Annotated in this window: 12 protein-coding genes; 4 read left to right on the top strand and 8 right to left on the bottom strand. The window is 35.0% G+C overall.

The genetic code is table 11. The annotated features are described in order from the left end of the window. Positions 1–528: 528 nt before the first annotated feature. Complete coding sequence (locus FLAK523_RS08240; RefSeq protein ID WP_248902480.1) at positions 529–1,749, bottom strand: 3-oxoacyl-[acyl-carrier-protein] synthase III C-terminal domain-containing protein; 1,221 nt, start codon at positions 1,747–1,749, stop codon at positions 529–531. A gap of 582 nt (positions 1,750–2,331) precedes the next feature. After that, positions 2,332–5,772 carry a methylmalonyl-CoA mutase family protein gene (locus FLAK523_RS08235; RefSeq protein ID WP_248902476.1) on the bottom strand — a complete coding sequence of 1,147 codons (3,441 nt, stop codon included), beginning with the start codon at positions 5,770–5,772 and terminating at the stop codon, positions 2,332–2,334. 260 nt (positions 5,773–6,032) lie between these two features. On the opposite strand from FLAK523_RS08235, the gene FLAK523_RS08230 reads away from it, so the two are divergent. Together FLAK523_RS08230 and purU are read left to right on the top strand one after the other, a co-directional pair. Then, the gene (locus FLAK523_RS08230; protein ID WP_248902474.1) at positions 6,033–6,740 is read left to right on the top strand and encodes a DUF4197 domain-containing protein; all 708 of its coding nucleotides are present in this window, start codon (positions 6,033–6,035) and stop codon (positions 6,738–6,740) included. Between the two features lie 32 nt (positions 6,741–6,772). Next, positions 6,773–7,627, top strand: a complete 855-nt coding sequence (gene purU, locus FLAK523_RS08225; protein ID WP_248902472.1) for a formyltetrahydrofolate deformylase — start codon at positions 6,773–6,775, stop codon at positions 7,625–7,627. Between the two features lie 16 nt (positions 7,628–7,643). Here the strand turns inward: purU and FLAK523_RS08220 are convergent, their stop codons facing one another. The 5 genes from FLAK523_RS08220 to prfA all read right to left on the bottom strand — a co-directional run bounded on the left by FLAK523_RS08220 (position 7,644) and on the right by prfA (position 12,466). Next, positions 7,644–8,294, bottom strand: a complete 651-nt coding sequence (locus tag FLAK523_RS08220) for a VOC family protein (RefSeq protein ID WP_248902470.1) — start codon at positions 8,292–8,294, stop codon at positions 7,644–7,646. 234 nt (positions 8,295–8,528) lie between these two features. Next, a complete protein-coding gene (locus FLAK523_RS08215; protein ID WP_248902468.1) occupies positions 8,529–9,314 on the bottom strand; it encodes an alpha/beta fold hydrolase in 786 nt (261 codons plus the stop codon). A gap of 12 nt (positions 9,315–9,326) precedes the next feature. Next, on the bottom strand, positions 9,327–10,127 hold the full coding sequence (locus FLAK523_RS08210; protein ID WP_248902467.1) for an ABC transporter substrate-binding protein: 801 nt from the start codon (positions 10,125–10,127) through the stop codon (positions 9,327–9,329). 278 nt (positions 10,128–10,405) lie between these two features. After that, positions 10,406–11,233 (bottom strand): orotidine-5'-phosphate decarboxylase, encoded by an 828-nt coding sequence (pyrF, locus tag FLAK523_RS08205; RefSeq protein WP_248902465.1) that lies wholly within the window; start codon positions 11,231–11,233, stop codon positions 10,406–10,408. A 156-nt stretch (positions 11,234–11,389) separates the two neighbouring features. Next, complete coding sequence (gene prfA, locus FLAK523_RS08200) at positions 11,390–12,466, bottom strand: peptide chain release factor 1 (RefSeq protein WP_248902464.1); 1,077 nt, start codon at positions 12,464–12,466, stop codon at positions 11,390–11,392. Between the two features lie 444 nt (positions 12,467–12,910). Here prfA and FLAK523_RS08195 point away from each other — a divergent pair, with 444 nt between their 5' ends. Next, a complete protein-coding gene (locus FLAK523_RS08195) occupies positions 12,911–13,540 on the top strand; it encodes a hypothetical protein (protein WP_248902462.1) in 630 nt (209 codons plus the stop codon). Between the two features lie 534 nt (positions 13,541–14,074). Here the strand turns inward: FLAK523_RS08195 and FLAK523_RS08190 are convergent. Further along, a complete protein-coding gene (locus FLAK523_RS08190) occupies positions 14,075–14,551 on the bottom strand; it encodes a hypothetical protein (RefSeq protein WP_248902460.1) in 477 nt (158 codons plus the stop codon). A gap of 630 nt (positions 14,552–15,181) precedes the next feature. Here FLAK523_RS08190 and FLAK523_RS08185 point away from each other — a divergent pair. Further along, entirely contained in the window at positions 15,182–15,832 is a 651-nt protein-coding gene (locus FLAK523_RS08185; RefSeq protein ID WP_248902458.1) for a DUF1801 domain-containing protein, read from the top strand. Positions 15,833–15,892 lie beyond the last annotated feature (60 nt).

The raw sequence follows: 15,892 nt of genomic DNA, 5'->3' as shown, positions 1-15,892 counted from the left end.
GCATAGCCCTCGTGTCCGTTCCCCTAGCGTCTGGAGAGGAATCTCAACACAGTAATTCCACACAATCATTCCACACCGTTTGTCATTTCGACCAACGGGAGAAATCACATCAAGTTGATAAAAGTAATGAGATTTCTCCTTCGTCGAAATGACAAGTTTGAGGTGAGGGTTTGCGTGAATATCGTCTCGTTTGCCATTGCTTCTCCAATTCGAGCATAGCCCTCGTGCCCGATCCCGAAGCGTCTGGAGAGGAATCTCCTCACAATCATTCCACACCGTTTGTCATTTCGACCAATGGGAGAAATCACATCAAGTTGATAACCGTAATGAGATTTTTCCGGAGCCTGTGCTGACAAAGGAAGCATCGAAATGACAAGTTTGCGGTGAAAGTACGTGGTAAGTGTTTGTGCGAAAGTTTGCGGTGAAAGTTTTCCGCATTGCGGTTCTGAAGTGTCGGGAGCTAAAAAAAAAAAATGTCAATACTGGTCTTTACACAGTATTGACATTTTATATTTCACATAAAAAAAATTACAGTTTTTCTAGCAGGAGTCCAGTTGCAGTTAAACCTGGCCCAAATGCCATAGCAACAACTTTAGTTCCTGATTTGATGTTTGGATCATTTATAATTTCATTTAAAACATGAGGAATTGTGGCGGAAGACATATTCCCATAGCCACGCAAGACTTCATAAGACCAGTGAGCTTGTTCTTTTAACAATCCTACAGCATCAATTACATAATCAATAATTTTTGGACCGCCGGGGTGAATGGCAAAATGCATCTTTGATTTCTGCTCTTCAAGATTAACATCGGCATTTGCGCAAAGTGTAGTTAAAAAAGCTTTAATATTTTTTCGAATAAAAACAGGAACACGTTTAGACAGCGTCATTAAAAAATTATACTCTCCTAAATCCCAAGACATATCTTCTAAAGAATCCGGAATGATAACTTCATGAAAAGCCAAAATTCGCAATCCCTTTTTTTCTTTAATGGTATCATCCTTCATAAATGCCCTTTCTTCGTATAAAGAATAGCCTATAAAACCATCCGCAAAAAGAGAACAAATCATAGTATTTGCGGCTGAGAACTCCGTTAAATTTAAGTGAGCGGACAATAATTCCGTATGAACCACATCTGCCCTACCGTTATTTTTACTCGAGCAAATAAGACTACTGGCGGTACGAATGGCTGGAAAAGCTCCATAGCAACCCATATGATACGAATGCGTAACCTGAACTGTATCCCAGTTTCTTTCAATTACAGCTTCTTGTGCAACACTTGGCGAGGAATAACCAGAACAAGTGACGTGAATAAGGTTTTCAGGTCTGGAAGGTGTATTAGAATAAAATTCATCAAAAACCAACCCCATTTTCTTTTTAAACCATTCCATACGGACAGCAATTTTAGGTCCAAAAGAATTTTCTGGATTAACTTCAAAACCATAAGGAAAATGATATTCTGAAGGAGAAGTAATGCTCATTATATTTTCAATGAATTCTTCAACCTCTTCAAAAATTATACTTTGCCTGCAATTAATACTTTCGGGAGAAACGGAATACTTATCTACCTGATTAGATATAAATTCGAAACTAACTTTTTCCTGACCATCAATTTCACTAGCAGGACTATCTGATAATGGGAGATTTTGAAAATGATAATATAAAAACTTAGTGTATTGATTAAGCTTTTCCTGGTCGAATAATTTACCTACTAGAACGGGATGAAAATTGGAAAGTATAATATTTTTCATAATCGTCTGTCTTAAATAATTAATCAAAATTAAAATAAAACCAATTAAAAAACACTAGCTAAATAACGGCACGTACCCAAAATCACTTAAACCCTTGATTAATAAGGATTTAGATATGTTGTATTTTTGTTAAAATACTCATTATCAGCACATTGTAAGAATAAAATCACGACTGATTAACCATTCAAAACAACAGAAATTTAATTCCTATATTTTTAAACATTTAAATCAAATTTTCCAATTTTAGAAGTGAAATACACATTTATATATTCAAACAAACATTATGTTATTATGACAAAAAAAGACCTTTCATCGCTGAAAGGTCTTAATTCTTAATTTATTATTGATCCCGCTAAAAAGATAAGCGATTCACACACTTTTTGCCAGAGCAGTGCCCGAGATCCCGCTAAAAAGCGGGATAAGCGATTCACACACTTTTTGCCAGAGTAGTTCTCTGATATCCCGCTGAAAAGCGGGATAAGCGATTCACACACTTTTTGCCAGAGTAGTTCTCTGATATCCCGCTGAAAAGCGGGATAAGCGATTCACACACTTTTTGCTACGCAAAAAGTGGTTCTCTGCTTACATATTCCTCCTATACTGACCGCCCACTTCAAATAAAGCAGCGGTTATTTGCCCTAATGTACACACTTTAGTAGCTTCCATTAAATGGTCGAATAAATTCTCGTTTTTAATGGCTGCATCCTGAATACTATCCAATTGTTGTTGCACCTGAGTTGCATTAGCTTTATGCAAGTTTTCCAAAGTTTGAATCTGGAATTGCTTCTCTTCTTCAGTTGCACGAATCACCTCAGCCGGAATAACCGTTGGTGAACCTTTAGAACTCAAGAATGTATTTACTCCAATAATTGGGAATTCACCTGTATGTTTCAAAGTTTCATAATACAGACTTTCTTCTTGAATTTTAGAACGTTGGTACATTGTTTCCATAGCACCAAGAACGCCACCTCTTTCAGTGATTCTATCAAATTCCTGTAAAACGGCTGCTTCCACTAAATCCGTTAATTCTTCGATAATGAACGAACCTTGAATTGGGTTTTCGTTTTTGGCTAAACCTAATTCCTTATTGATAATCAACTGAATCGCCATCGCACGACGCACAGATTCCTCTGTAGGTGTTGTAATCGCCTCATCATATGCATTAGTATGTAATGAGTTACAGTTATCATATATAGCGTACAATGCTTGTAATGTGGTACGAATGTCATTGAAATCAATTTCCTGGGCGTGTAAGGAACGTCCCGAAGTTTGAATATGGTATTTCAACATTTGCGCTCTTTCGTTAGCTCCGTATTTGTTTTTCATGGCTTTCGCCCAAATTTTACGTGCCACACGACCAATAACCGCATATTCTGGATCTACTCCATTCGAAAAGAAGAATGATAAGTTAGGTCCGAAATCATTGATACTCATTCCACGACTCAAATAGTATTCTACATACGTAAATCCATTTGAAAGCGTGAATGCCAATTGTGTGATTGGGTTTGCACCCGCTTCGGCAATATGGTATCCTGAGATAGAAACCGAATAAAAGTTTCTTACATTATTTGTAATAAAATATTCCTGTACATCTCCCATTAAACGCAAAGCGAATTCAGTAGAGAAAATACAAGTGTTTTGTGCTTGATCTTCTTTTAAAATATCAGCTTGAACCGTTCCACGAACTTGTGAAAGCGTTCTTACCTTAATTTCATTATATACATCCAAAGGCAAAACAAGATCTCCTGTTACTCCTAAAAGCATCAATCCCAATCCATTATTTCCTTCCGGTAAATCGCCATTGTAAACGGGGCGAGCCACTCCTTTTTCTTTGTATATTTTGTTGATTTTAACCTCAACATCTTTCTCTAATCCGTTTGCCGTAATGTACAATTCACATTGTTGATCAATAGCAGCGTTCATAAAGAAACCAAGCAACATAGGTGCTGGCCCATTGATAGTCATACTAACTGAAGTCATAGCATGAACCAAATCGAAACCAGAATACAGTTTTTTAGCATCATCCAAACAACAGATAGAAACACCGGCATTACCAATTTTTCCATAAATATCAGGACGTAAATGCGGGTCATTACCGTATAAAGTCACACTGTCAAAAGCGGTCGACAAACGCTTAGCCGGTAAACCAGCACTCACGTAATGAAAACGCTTGTTTGTTCTTTCCGGTCCACCTTCACCTGCAAACATACGTGATGGATCTTCACCTTCTCTTTTAAAAGGATATAATCCTGAGGTAAAAGGAAATTCTCCCGGTACGTTTTCTTGCAAACACCAACGTAATATATCTCCCCAAGCTTCATACTTAGGCAAGGCTATTTTTGGTATTTGAGAATGTGATAACGATTCTGAGTGTGTTTTTATTTCGATAACCTTATCTCTCACTTTAAACGAGTAGATTGGGTTTTTATATTTGTTTACTTTTTCGTCCCAAGTAAGAATCACTTCCCAATTGTAAGCATCCAAATCCATTTTTACTTTATCGAATTGATTCAGTAAAAGGTTAAGGAATATATTGTTTTCATCGTGTTCTTTGATGGCACTTGGATAAACTGTTGTATCATCAATTCCTGTTTTAGTTATTACAGGAACATTTCCAGAAACTGATTCTATCGTTTTGAAAATACCGTATAATTTTTGAGCTACTTTTTGTTGGCTCAAAGCGGTCTCGTCATATTTTCTGTTGCTTTCTGCAATTTCAGACAAGTAACGGGTTCTATGCGGCGGAATAACGAAAATCTTCTCGCTCATCTCACGAGTCACTTTAAAAGTAGATTTTAGGTCGGAATCCGTTTTCTCTACAATTTTATCCATTATGGATTTGTAAAGCGTATTCATTCCAGGATCATTAAACTGAGAAGCAATGGTTCCAAAAACAGGCATCTCATCAGGATTCACATCCCAAAGATTATGATTGCGTTGGTATTGTTTTTTAACATCACGAATCGCATCTAGCGCTCCACGTTTGTCAAATTTATTAAGTGCCACCAAATCAGCAAAATCAAGCATATCGATTTTTTCCAATTGGGTTGCAGCTCCAAACTCAGGTGTCATTACGTATAAGGAAACATCCGAATGGTCCATAATCTCCGTGTCAGACTGACCAATTCCCGAAGTTTCAAGAATGATGATATCGTATTTAGCCGCTTTGATTACTTGAATCGCATCGGCAACATATTTAGATAAAGCTAGATTCGATTGACGCGTAGCCAATGAACGCATATAAACTCTTGGATTATTAATCGCATTCATACGGATTCTATCTCCTAGTAATGCTCCTCCAGTTTTACGTTTAGATGGATCTACAGAAATCAAACCAATGGTTTTCTCAGGAAAATCAATTAAGAAACGACGAACTAATTCATCTACTAATGATGATTTTCCTGCTCCTCCTGTTCCGGTGATTCCCAGAACTGGTGTTTTGCAGTTTTCGTTTATTTTATGGATTGCATCCAATGCTGGTTTTGCAATTTCAGGAAAATTCTCAGCCGCAGAAATGATTCTGGCAATTGCTGTTGGATTTTTAGATTCTAATTGTTGAACCTCATCCGTTAATTTGTCTCCAGTAGGAAAATCAGAACGTTGAACTAAATCATTGATCATTCCTTGCAGTCCCATTGAACGACCATCATCTGGCGCATAAATACGAGTAATTCCGTATTCCTGTAATTCAGCAATTTCAGAAGGCAAAATTACTCCTCCTCCTCCTCCAAAAATTTTGATATGACCCGTTCCTTTTTCTTTCAACAAGTCATACATGTATTTGAAATACTCGTTATGTCCTCCTTGATATGAAGTTAAGGCAATAGCATTAGCATCTTCTTGAATAGCGGTATTCACCACTTCTTCGACACTTCTATCATGACCTAGATGAATTACCTCTACTCCTGTAGATTGAATAATTCTTCTCATTATGTTAATTGCTGCATCATGCCCATCAAATAATGAGGCTGCAGTAACAATTCTAACTTTATTTTTGGGAATATATGGTGTTTGTAAATCCATTTTATGAATATGATAATTTTAGTGCTGCAATTTACAAATTTTTTTAATGATTGTTTGCTCCTACACTCAGTTGTTAATAAAAAAGCAGAAATCTGGCTCATTAGCCCCGATGGAAGTGGCATCCCACCCTTTTTTTGGGTGGATATAACGGACAGCGGGACTGTTGCTCCTAAATAAAACCCATTGTTTATGCTACTAAATAGAAATATGGCAGTATTTTTGAACCAGAAGCTTTTTTAAAACACCTAAAACAACTTACAATGAAGAAATTTACCTTACTATTAGTAGTCTTTGCTTTTTTTGGCTGTGCCGAAATGCAACAAGTAATGAATCAATTGCCCCAAACGCAAGGAATAGGAATGTTTGATATTTCTAATGGGCTAAAAGAAGCTTTGAATAACGGGATTTCAAAACAAGTAACTAAATTAACTGCTACCGATGGTTTTTATAAAAATGAAGCCGTAAAAATTCTATTGCCGGAAGAGTTGCGAAAAGTAGATGCGGGTTTGAGAAAAATTGGTCTTAGTTCCATGGCTGACGAAGGTTTAAAAGTATTGAATCGTGCTGCCGAAGATGCAGTAAAAGAAGCAACTCCTATATTTGTCTCTGCTGTAAAAAATATGTCTTTTACAGATGCCAGAGGAATCCTGATGGGAAATGAAAGTTCAGCAACTGCGTATTTAAATAACAGTACCTCAACTGCCTTATACGGAAAATTTAATCCGGTGATTAAAAATTCGTTTACAAAAGTGGGAGCTGACAAAGTTTGGGCAAACATTATCACCAAATACAACAGCATTCCCCTTGTAAACAAAGTAAATCCAGATCTAACGGATTATGTTACCAATCAAGCTTTGATAGGCGTTTTCAAAATGATTGCTGTCGAAGAGAAAAACATCAGAACTAATTTGAGCTCTAGAACAACGCCTTTATTACAAAGAGTTTTTGCAATGCAAGATCACAAATAGATTAATTTACTACCAAAAAACAACCAACCAAAATGCAAACGATTACCCTACTTATTCACTGTAAAGACCAAAAAGGAATTATTGCCGCAGTGACTAATTTTATGTTAAAAGTAGAAGGAAACATCACTTATATCGACCAACACGTTGATGTAGAACAAGATGTTTTTTTTATGAGACTGGAAAGTGAACTCACTAACGCTTCTATAAGTTTACAAGCAATAAAAGAGGATTTCCAACAAACAATTGCAAATGATTTCAATATGTCATGGGAGTTTTACAATAAAGATGTGAAACCAAAAATGGCCTTGTTTGTATCTAAGTACAATCACTGCCTGTTTGATATTCTTGGACGCCATAGTGCTGGGGAATTGAATGTGGATATTCCATTGATCATAAGTAACCATACCGACTTAAAGCCAATTGCTGATCAATTTAACATTCCGTTTTACCATGTTCCTTTTACTAAAGACAATAAAATTGAAGGAGAAGCAAAACAAATCGAATTATTAAAACAATACGGAATCACGTTTATGGTATTGGCGCGCTATATGCAAATTATAACTCCCAAGTTGATTTCGCTTTACGAAAATAAAATCATCAACATTCACCATTCCTTTTTGCCTGCTTTCCCAGGTGCAAAACCGTATCATTCGGCATTTAAAAGAGGGGTGAAAATTATTGGGGCAACCAGTCACTATGTTACCGAAGAACTGGATGAAGGTCCAATTATCGAACAAGACATCACCCGTGTTTCCCATATCAACTCCGTGGAAGACTTTATCATGAAAGGGCGCGATCTGGAACGAACCGTATTGGCAAGAGCAATTAAACTACATTCAGAAAGAAAAGTGATGGTATATTCTAATAAAACGGTTGTGTTTTACTAAACACTGCCGTTCTTTTTTAGGTTTCAAATACAGAAAGCACATTGTCTATTTCAAAAGTCACTTTCGACCAAAACGATTTTGCTTTTATATTTGTGGGATACCAATCTTTTCCTTCTGCAGCGAGTATAAAAAGTCCGATTTCGGTTCCTAGAACGATGAATTTCTCGAGTTTAGGCTGCATAGAAAATACAGGAACATCATATTTCGCCACTAATTCATCACAAAGCTGCGAAACATTCTTGGACACAAAACCTATTTCACTTATCGAAATAATGGAAGAACCGCTAAAAGGTTCCTCTGATTTGTTGTCCAAATTATAACGGCATATGAGTTCTAAAACATTTCCGTTATTATCAAAAAAATAAAACGACTTTGCATTCCAATTATAAAAGTCTGCAATTTTATCAGGGGGAATAACTTCGAGTATTTCAGTGTATTTTTCGATAGCACCAAATGCTTCTAGTAATTGATTATTTGGAATATCAAAAGCAAAATGATAAATGGGGTTTTCAATTTTAGACAAAACAAATCTCAACGTAGTGGATCCTGCTTGAAACGAAACACTGGTTTCATTGATTGCAATCATTTTTAACCCAAGCACTTCCTGATAAAACTCAGAAGTTGCATTGATATTATTAGTTAGCAATTCAATTTTTAAAATTGTCATTTATTTATGATTTAGAATAAAATTAAAACAAAAATAAAGATAGAAAACACTAAATCAGTAGTTTAATCCCATATAAAGTTAAAAAACTTAACTTATACACAACAAACTAATAACAAAATCTTAACAGCATTAAGTCTATGAATATATGATCTTTGTAGAGTAATAAACTGGTTATTTATTATTTTGGTTTTGGTTAGTAAAAAAATTGCCGGCTTCGTAAGATGCCGGCATTTTTTATTTAGTGGTATTCATAAAAGAGAGAACCGCAGTATTGAAAGCATTGGGTTGCTCTACATTCACTACATGTCCACAATTTTCTATGACAAATAACCTGGATGATTTATAATGAGCCTCCACAACTTTTCTAACGGAAGGCAAGAACATATAATCCTCTTCTCCCATAACATAAAGCGTAGGGATATCTAATTCCATTTGGCGAAACCATTTCAAGACTGGGTTTATCTCAGCGGTAAGCTTAAACCATTTTAGAAATTCTTTTTGGTATAATTTCTTCGCCTCATTGATAAATAACAAACGGGATTTTTTATGATTCTTTTTAGGCATAATCATAAAGGCAAAAAAGCGATACAATACTAAATAAGGCAATACATATTTAAACGTATTCCCCAGTCGCATTAATATTTGGGAACGGAAGTTCATTTTCAGGATTGCGCCTCCCATTATCATACTTTGTACTCTTTCAGGATACATTTCAGCCAATTGTCTAATCAATATTGTTCCAAGCGATATCCCCACAAAATGGGATTTATCTATTTTTAAATGATCCAACACTTCCAGAATATCATTGGCTATAGCCTTAAAAGTATATTCCTGCTTGAAAGCAGTTCTTATCGAAGGTTTTGAATCTCCGTGACCTCTCAAGTCCAACAACAAAACATTATATTCTTTTTTAAAATCCCTGATTTGTTTGAACCATATAGACGAGCTACCACCTGCTCCGTGGACAAAAGTTACCCACTGCGTGCTATTTTCGTTCTTATAAATGGTGTAATTAATCACAGTGATTTAATATTATAAAGTGTTATGTAGTTTTTTAAAATAATCGAAGGCTTTTAGGAGTCGGCTTCCGTACCAAGAAAACATTTCGCCATCAACGATAATAATGTGGGCGTCAGGAACAAATTCAGCTATTTCATACCCATCTTCCTTTTTAAAAGGAAAAGGCTCTGAGGAAAGCAGAATTATTTCAGGATTTCCTTCTTCCTGTATTTTCTCAATTTCTATTTCTGGATAGCGCCCTGAATTGCCATAGCAATTTTCAAAGTGATTCAGCTTCAGCAACTCATTGATGAAATTATCTGAACCCGCAACCATATAAGGCTTTTTCCAAATGAAATAGGCCACTTTCTTTATCGCTTTGTCTTTAATGAAGTTCTTGAAATCGCTCAAGGCAAAAGCCAATTTATCGTTCCACTTTTTGGCCTCGGTTCTGCAATTAAATAGCTGACCAAAATCAGTAATCATCTGAAAATTATCTTCAATAGTGATGATATTAGTTACCCAAACTGCGCATATCTTTCGCAATTCTTCAACGATCTCCAGGGTGTTTTCTTCTTTATTGCAAATGATAATATCCGGTTGTAACAAACGGATTTTCTCATAATGCACTTTCTTGGTTCCCCCTACAATCTTCTTGGTTGACTTTAAATGATAAGGATGCACACAGAATTTTGTTATCCCAACGATTTTAGCTTCCTGACCTAAGTCAAACAGTAATTCCGTTTGGGAAGGAACAAGTGAAATTATACGCTTAGGCGAAGTTTCAAATGTGTGTTGAGTTCCGAGTTGATCTATAAAAATATTTTGTTTCAAGTTTGAAAAGGTTTCAAGTTTAAAAGTTTAACCACTATTTTTTTTCTTACCATTAAGAGATTAAGAAAAGTTAAGTTTTATTGTTTTACCACAAAGGTCGCGAAGTTTTACGCAAAGGTCACAAAGTTTTCTTGTTTTAAGTTTAAAAGCTATACACAAGCTTAATGAAACTTAATTTCTTAATGTTTAAAAACTTAAACCATTAAGAAATTAAGAAAAGTTAAGATTTATCGTGTTCACAATATTTTATGGACAATCCAAGAAACTTGAAACTTTTTTTAAACTTGAAACTTTAAACTAATAATCGTTTCCATTTCCTGTTGCATTTTCAACGCTTCTTCCCTTGCTTTATCAGCAAAGTCAGTTCCATTTGATGCATAGATAATTCCTCTTGATGAATTGATAAGCAATCCTACGTTAGCATTCATACCGTATTTACAAACTTCAGAAAGGCTTCCTCCTTGTGCTCCCACTCCTGGAACCAGTAAAAAACTGTCAGGGACAATCTTACGAATTTCCGTGAAATATTCCGCTTTGGTTGCGCCTACTACATACATCAGGTTTTCACTGTTTTTCCAAGATTTAGACGTTTCCAGAACTTGTTTGTACAATTCTTTTCCGTTCACGTTTAACGTTTGGAAATCAAAAGCACCTTCGTTTGATGTCAGCGCTAACATTATAGTGTGTTTATTTTCAAATGCCAAGAAAGGCTCAACCGAATCTTTCCCCATATATGGAGCAACAGTAACTGAATCAAATTTCAAATCTTCAAAAAAAGCTTTGGCATACATCGAAGAAGTATTCCCAATATCCCCACGTTTTGCATCGGCAATGGTGAAAATATCTGGATAGTTCTCGTTGATGTAATTGATGGTTTTTTGCAATGACATCCATCCTTTTATTCCGTACGCTTCATAAAAAGCGGTATTGGGTTTATAAGAAACGGCCAAATCGTGAGTCGCATCAATTATCGCTTTATTGAATTCAAAAATAGGATCTTCCAAATCTAAAAGATGTTTCGGAATCTTATTTAAATCGACATCTAAACCTACGCATAGAAACGATTTTTTATCTTTGATTTGATTGATTAGTTGTTGTGTAGTCATTCGAATGAAAAGTTTAAAGTTTAAAGTTTCAGGTTGCCCCGCTTAAACTTAATTATACTCTTTAGTTAATTTAAAATTAAAAAAAATGCCAAAACTAAAATTCAGTATGGCATCTTTTTTCTATTCTCTTTATTCTATTTTCTTTGCTCTATTTTCTTAAAAAACTTCGCTAGCTTCTTTCAATTTTTCCATATTGTTCACTAAGGCAAGCTCGTCAACAATTTTCTGAATGTCACCATTCATAATGTTCCCTAGGTCATAAAGCGTCAAACCAACTCTGTGATCAGTAACACGACCTTGCGCATAATTGTACGTACGAATCTTAGCCGAACGGTCACCTGAACTTACCTGAGAAGTACGTGTAGTAGCATCCTCAGCTTGTTTTTTGGCTAATTCTTGTTCGTATAAACGAGAACGCAATACAATAAAAGCTTTATCCTTATTCTTGTGTTGTGATTTTTGATCCTGACATTGCGCCACTAATCCCGTAGGAATGTGCGTCAAACGTACAGCTGATTTAGTTGTGTTTACCGATTGTCCACCAGGTCCTGACGAACAAAAGAAATCCACACGTACATCATTCATATCAATTTGAACATCAAATTCCTCTGCTTCCGGCAATACCATAACAGTCGCTGCTGATGTATGCACACGTCCTTGCGTTTCCGTTTGAGGAACACGTTGCACACGGTGAACACCTGCTTCAAATTTCAATGTACCGTAAACATCTTCTCCAGTTACTTCAAAAATCACCTCTTTAAAACCACCTGAAGTTCCTTCATTCATATCCACTACTGATGTTCTCCATCCGCGGTTTTCACAATATTTTGTGTACATACGGAATAAATCCCCTGCAAAAATACTCGCTTCATCCCCACCGGTTCCGGCACGAATTTCCACCATAACATTCTTGGCGTCTTCAGGATCCTTAGGAATCAACATAAATTTGATTTCATCTTCCAGTTCCGGCAATCTTCCTTTTGCTTCATCCAGTTGCATCTTGGCCATTTCGGTCATATCTGCATCACTGTTATCGGCTATTATTTCGTTTGCTTCTTCAATATTAGCCATCAAAAGAACGTATTCATCTCTTTTTTCAGCCAATGCTTTTAAGCTTTTATACTCTTGATTCAATTGCACATAACGCTTCTGATCAGAAATAACATCCGGCTGGATAATCAAATCCGATATCTCATCGAAACGTTGTTTTACTATTTGAAGTCTATCTAACATAATCTTAGTCCTTTATTTGGAGTGCAAAAATACGAAATTTTTGTTTAAAGTTTAAAGTTTAAAGTCCCAAGTTTTTCAACCCTCATTTCAGCTGCTATTTCAATAGAATTATTCTGTTTTTTAGGAGCTATTCCTGCTATCCGCTTTATCTTTTTCTTGCTAAAGGAGCAAGAAAAAGGATGCCGCTTCTATCAGGGCTAGGGCATTTGTGTTAAGAAGTTTGTTTTGAGGTTTTCTGTAAAGTTCTTGATTGGAAAGGAGGTAGATTTGAGAGAATTTATAAAGTCGAATATTTTAGTAAGCATTTTCGGTGGAAAGTTATATATTTGAAAAAATGAATAATAGGAAACGAACAGAAGCAAATCCAATCTATTTGGATAAATAGTCGCTATAATAAGCGAAGACATCTAAACAAGCTATAATCTACCAATAGAAATTGAACGAATGACAGATAATAACGATAAAGAACTTTCTAAATCACTTATTCAAACTATTACTGAATCTGATTTAACCAAAATTGGAATTGACATCGCAGAAATATCAATTGATTCAATATTAGAAAATGGTGTACTTAAAGATTTACCAATTGTAGGGTCTTTAATTGGAATTTGGAAAACTGGAGTAGCGGTAAATGATTTTAGGTTTCTTAATAAAATGATTCTTTTTCTTAAAGAATCATCATCTTTATCAGAAACCAACCGAAAAAAAATAATTGAAGATTTAGAAGACAGTAAATATCAATCAGAAGTAGGTGAAAAATTAATTGCTATTATTGATAAATTAGAAACGGGTTCAAAAGCTAAACTTCTTGGAAAGACATTAACTCTTTTTGGTAATAAAATTATATCAAAAGATGAATTTTGGAGAGTATCATTTATTATTGAAAGACTTCCAATGTCTGATATTATTGCGCTTAAAAACTGGAAGAATATTGAATTAAATAGTGTTTACGACATTCGAAGACATCTTTATTTATCAGTCGGACTAGGATGGTTTGTAATGAATATATCTTCAACCGGATTTTGTTGGCAGGAAAGGTTATGTGAAATATTTGATGAGTATTTAATTGAATAATACAAACTTTACAAAACCGTAACCCAATAGCGCGGAAATGTTTTCCGTGCTCAGCAATACAATTCCACAATCAAAGTCTTTGCGAGGAACGAAGCAATCTAATTATCAAAAGCAAATCAAATAAATTATCTAAGCGGATATACTGGATGTGATCCCTCATTCTTCGGGATGACAATATTATGGAAATGGATTGAGGAAATGGATTGAACAAAAAACACAATAATCAACAAATCATCTAAGCGGATATACTGGATGAGATTGCTTCGTTCCTCGCAATGACTTGCTAAACCTATATTTATTTTGTGCATTTCCAGCTACAACAAGACCCACAGCTTCATAACACAAATTGAGTAAACTATACAATTCCACAATCAAAGTCTTTGTGTTGAACTTGTTCTCCCATAAGAAAGCAATCTCACTTTAAAAAACAAAACCACCGATTCAAGAAATACCTATTTAGGATTCTATAATCGATGGTTTAAGCTTATCGTCTAAGATCGCAAAAGCAAAATATTTATTTTTATTAGTGTATCATTAATCGACGCAATCCACACTAGTAAATTTATATTTCACACGATCGAAATCTATTGGACTGTTTTTAATAAAATAAGTCTGTCCTAAAGTGGTTTCCATTTTCCCATTACCCATAATGAGTTCCTCTCCCTTTTTTAGTAATGCCATTGGATTTTTCCTTGTTTTTTTTTCATTCGTTCCTTGAATAAAAGAATAGTCAACAAAAAGAGTATCTCCATGGAATTCACCTTCAATTTCTCCAGTTTTTATAGGCATATTTTCAATTTTCATAATCATATTTCCGGATATCTTATTGTTCTTCAAGGTATTTATTTTCAAATCAATAGTATCACTTTCATACAACGCTTTATAGCATTGCACACTAACGACCTTTGCACCATCCGCTTCTATGACTTTGTCTGTATTACTTTCAAAATTTTTACAGCTCTGCAGTCCTATGCAAGACATTAACAAACAAAATAGACTTAGTTTTCTCATAATAGTAAACTTTTAGTTAATAATTTGGGATTAGATTCTACTAATTTACGAATAATTTACGTGAATTAACATCTGTTTATTACTTTATATAATGGTAATCCACAAGAGCCAGCTTTACGAGGTCTTCAGAACTCGTAAAACTAATTGAGTAAGCAATACAGTTCTACATTTAAAGTCGTTGCGAGGAACGAAGCAATCTCACTATCCAAAGCAAATACAATTAATCATTCAAGCGGATATACTGGATGTAATCCCTCATTCTTCGGGATGACAATATTGTGGAAATGGATTGAACAAAAAACACAATCGCCCACTGACAATCATACAATGTCATAAAGCTTAGGGAACATCAGTTCGAGTTGAGCAATAATTTGCGATAGAAAATTATAACGAAGTATCGAAAACATTTATATTTCATAAGCTTCTCGATACAATTTTAAACATTTAAAGCTGTCGCTTTAATATTTAAAATTACTCGAAGTGACGTGTGAATCATCTTAACTTAATGAAATTAAGCACTTGTTAGCAATAACTGCTGTTTCTAATTTACAGCAAAATCACAGAATTTACAAAACATTTTTTAATACTTTTATAAAACCAAAAAAACTCACTTTATTTAAAACCAATAAAATGAATCTTAAAGTTGATGACTTTATCAGTAATGCCAAAAAATGGCAGCCAGAAATGAAACAATTACGACAATGGCTACTTGATTGTGGACTTACTGAAGAATTCAAATGGAAGACGCCTTGCTACAGCTTTCAAGGAAATAACGTTGTTCTTATAGGGAGTTTTAAAACCTTTTGTGCGCTTAGTTTTTTCAAAGGGACTTTATTACAAGACACAAATGGCATACTGAGTAAACCCGGAGAAAACAGTCAGGCAGTACGTTTCTTTAAGTTTACCAATCTACTCGAGATTCAGGAAATGCAAACCATCATAAAAAACTATGTTTATGAAGCCATTGAAATAGAAAAAGCGGGTTTAAAAGTACAATTTAAAAGCAATACGGAACTTGAATTGGTCGAGGAACTGCAAAATGCTTTGGCTAAATATCCAAGTTTAAAAACTGCTTTTGAAGCCTTAACAACGGGACGGCAGCGAGGTTATAATCTTTATTTTTCGGGTTCGAAACAATCCAAAACACGGGAGAACAGAATTGAAAAACACATTCCGCGAATTCTTGACGGTAAAGGAATCAACGATTGCACTTGTGGATTTTCTAAAAAAATGCCCAGCTGCGACGGTTCACACAAATACATTCGAGTAGAAAAAAGTTGATAATGTGGATGGAAATTTCTTTTTGAATTTTCTAATTACTGTGTGATTGCTTCGTTCCTC

This window comes from Flavobacterium sp. K5-23, from assembly GCF_023278045.1.
GTDB lineage: Bacteria > Bacteroidota > Bacteroidia > Flavobacteriales > Flavobacteriaceae > Flavobacterium.
Note: the sequence above shows the minus strand (reverse complement) of the source record. Positions and strands in the feature narration are given on the sequence as shown.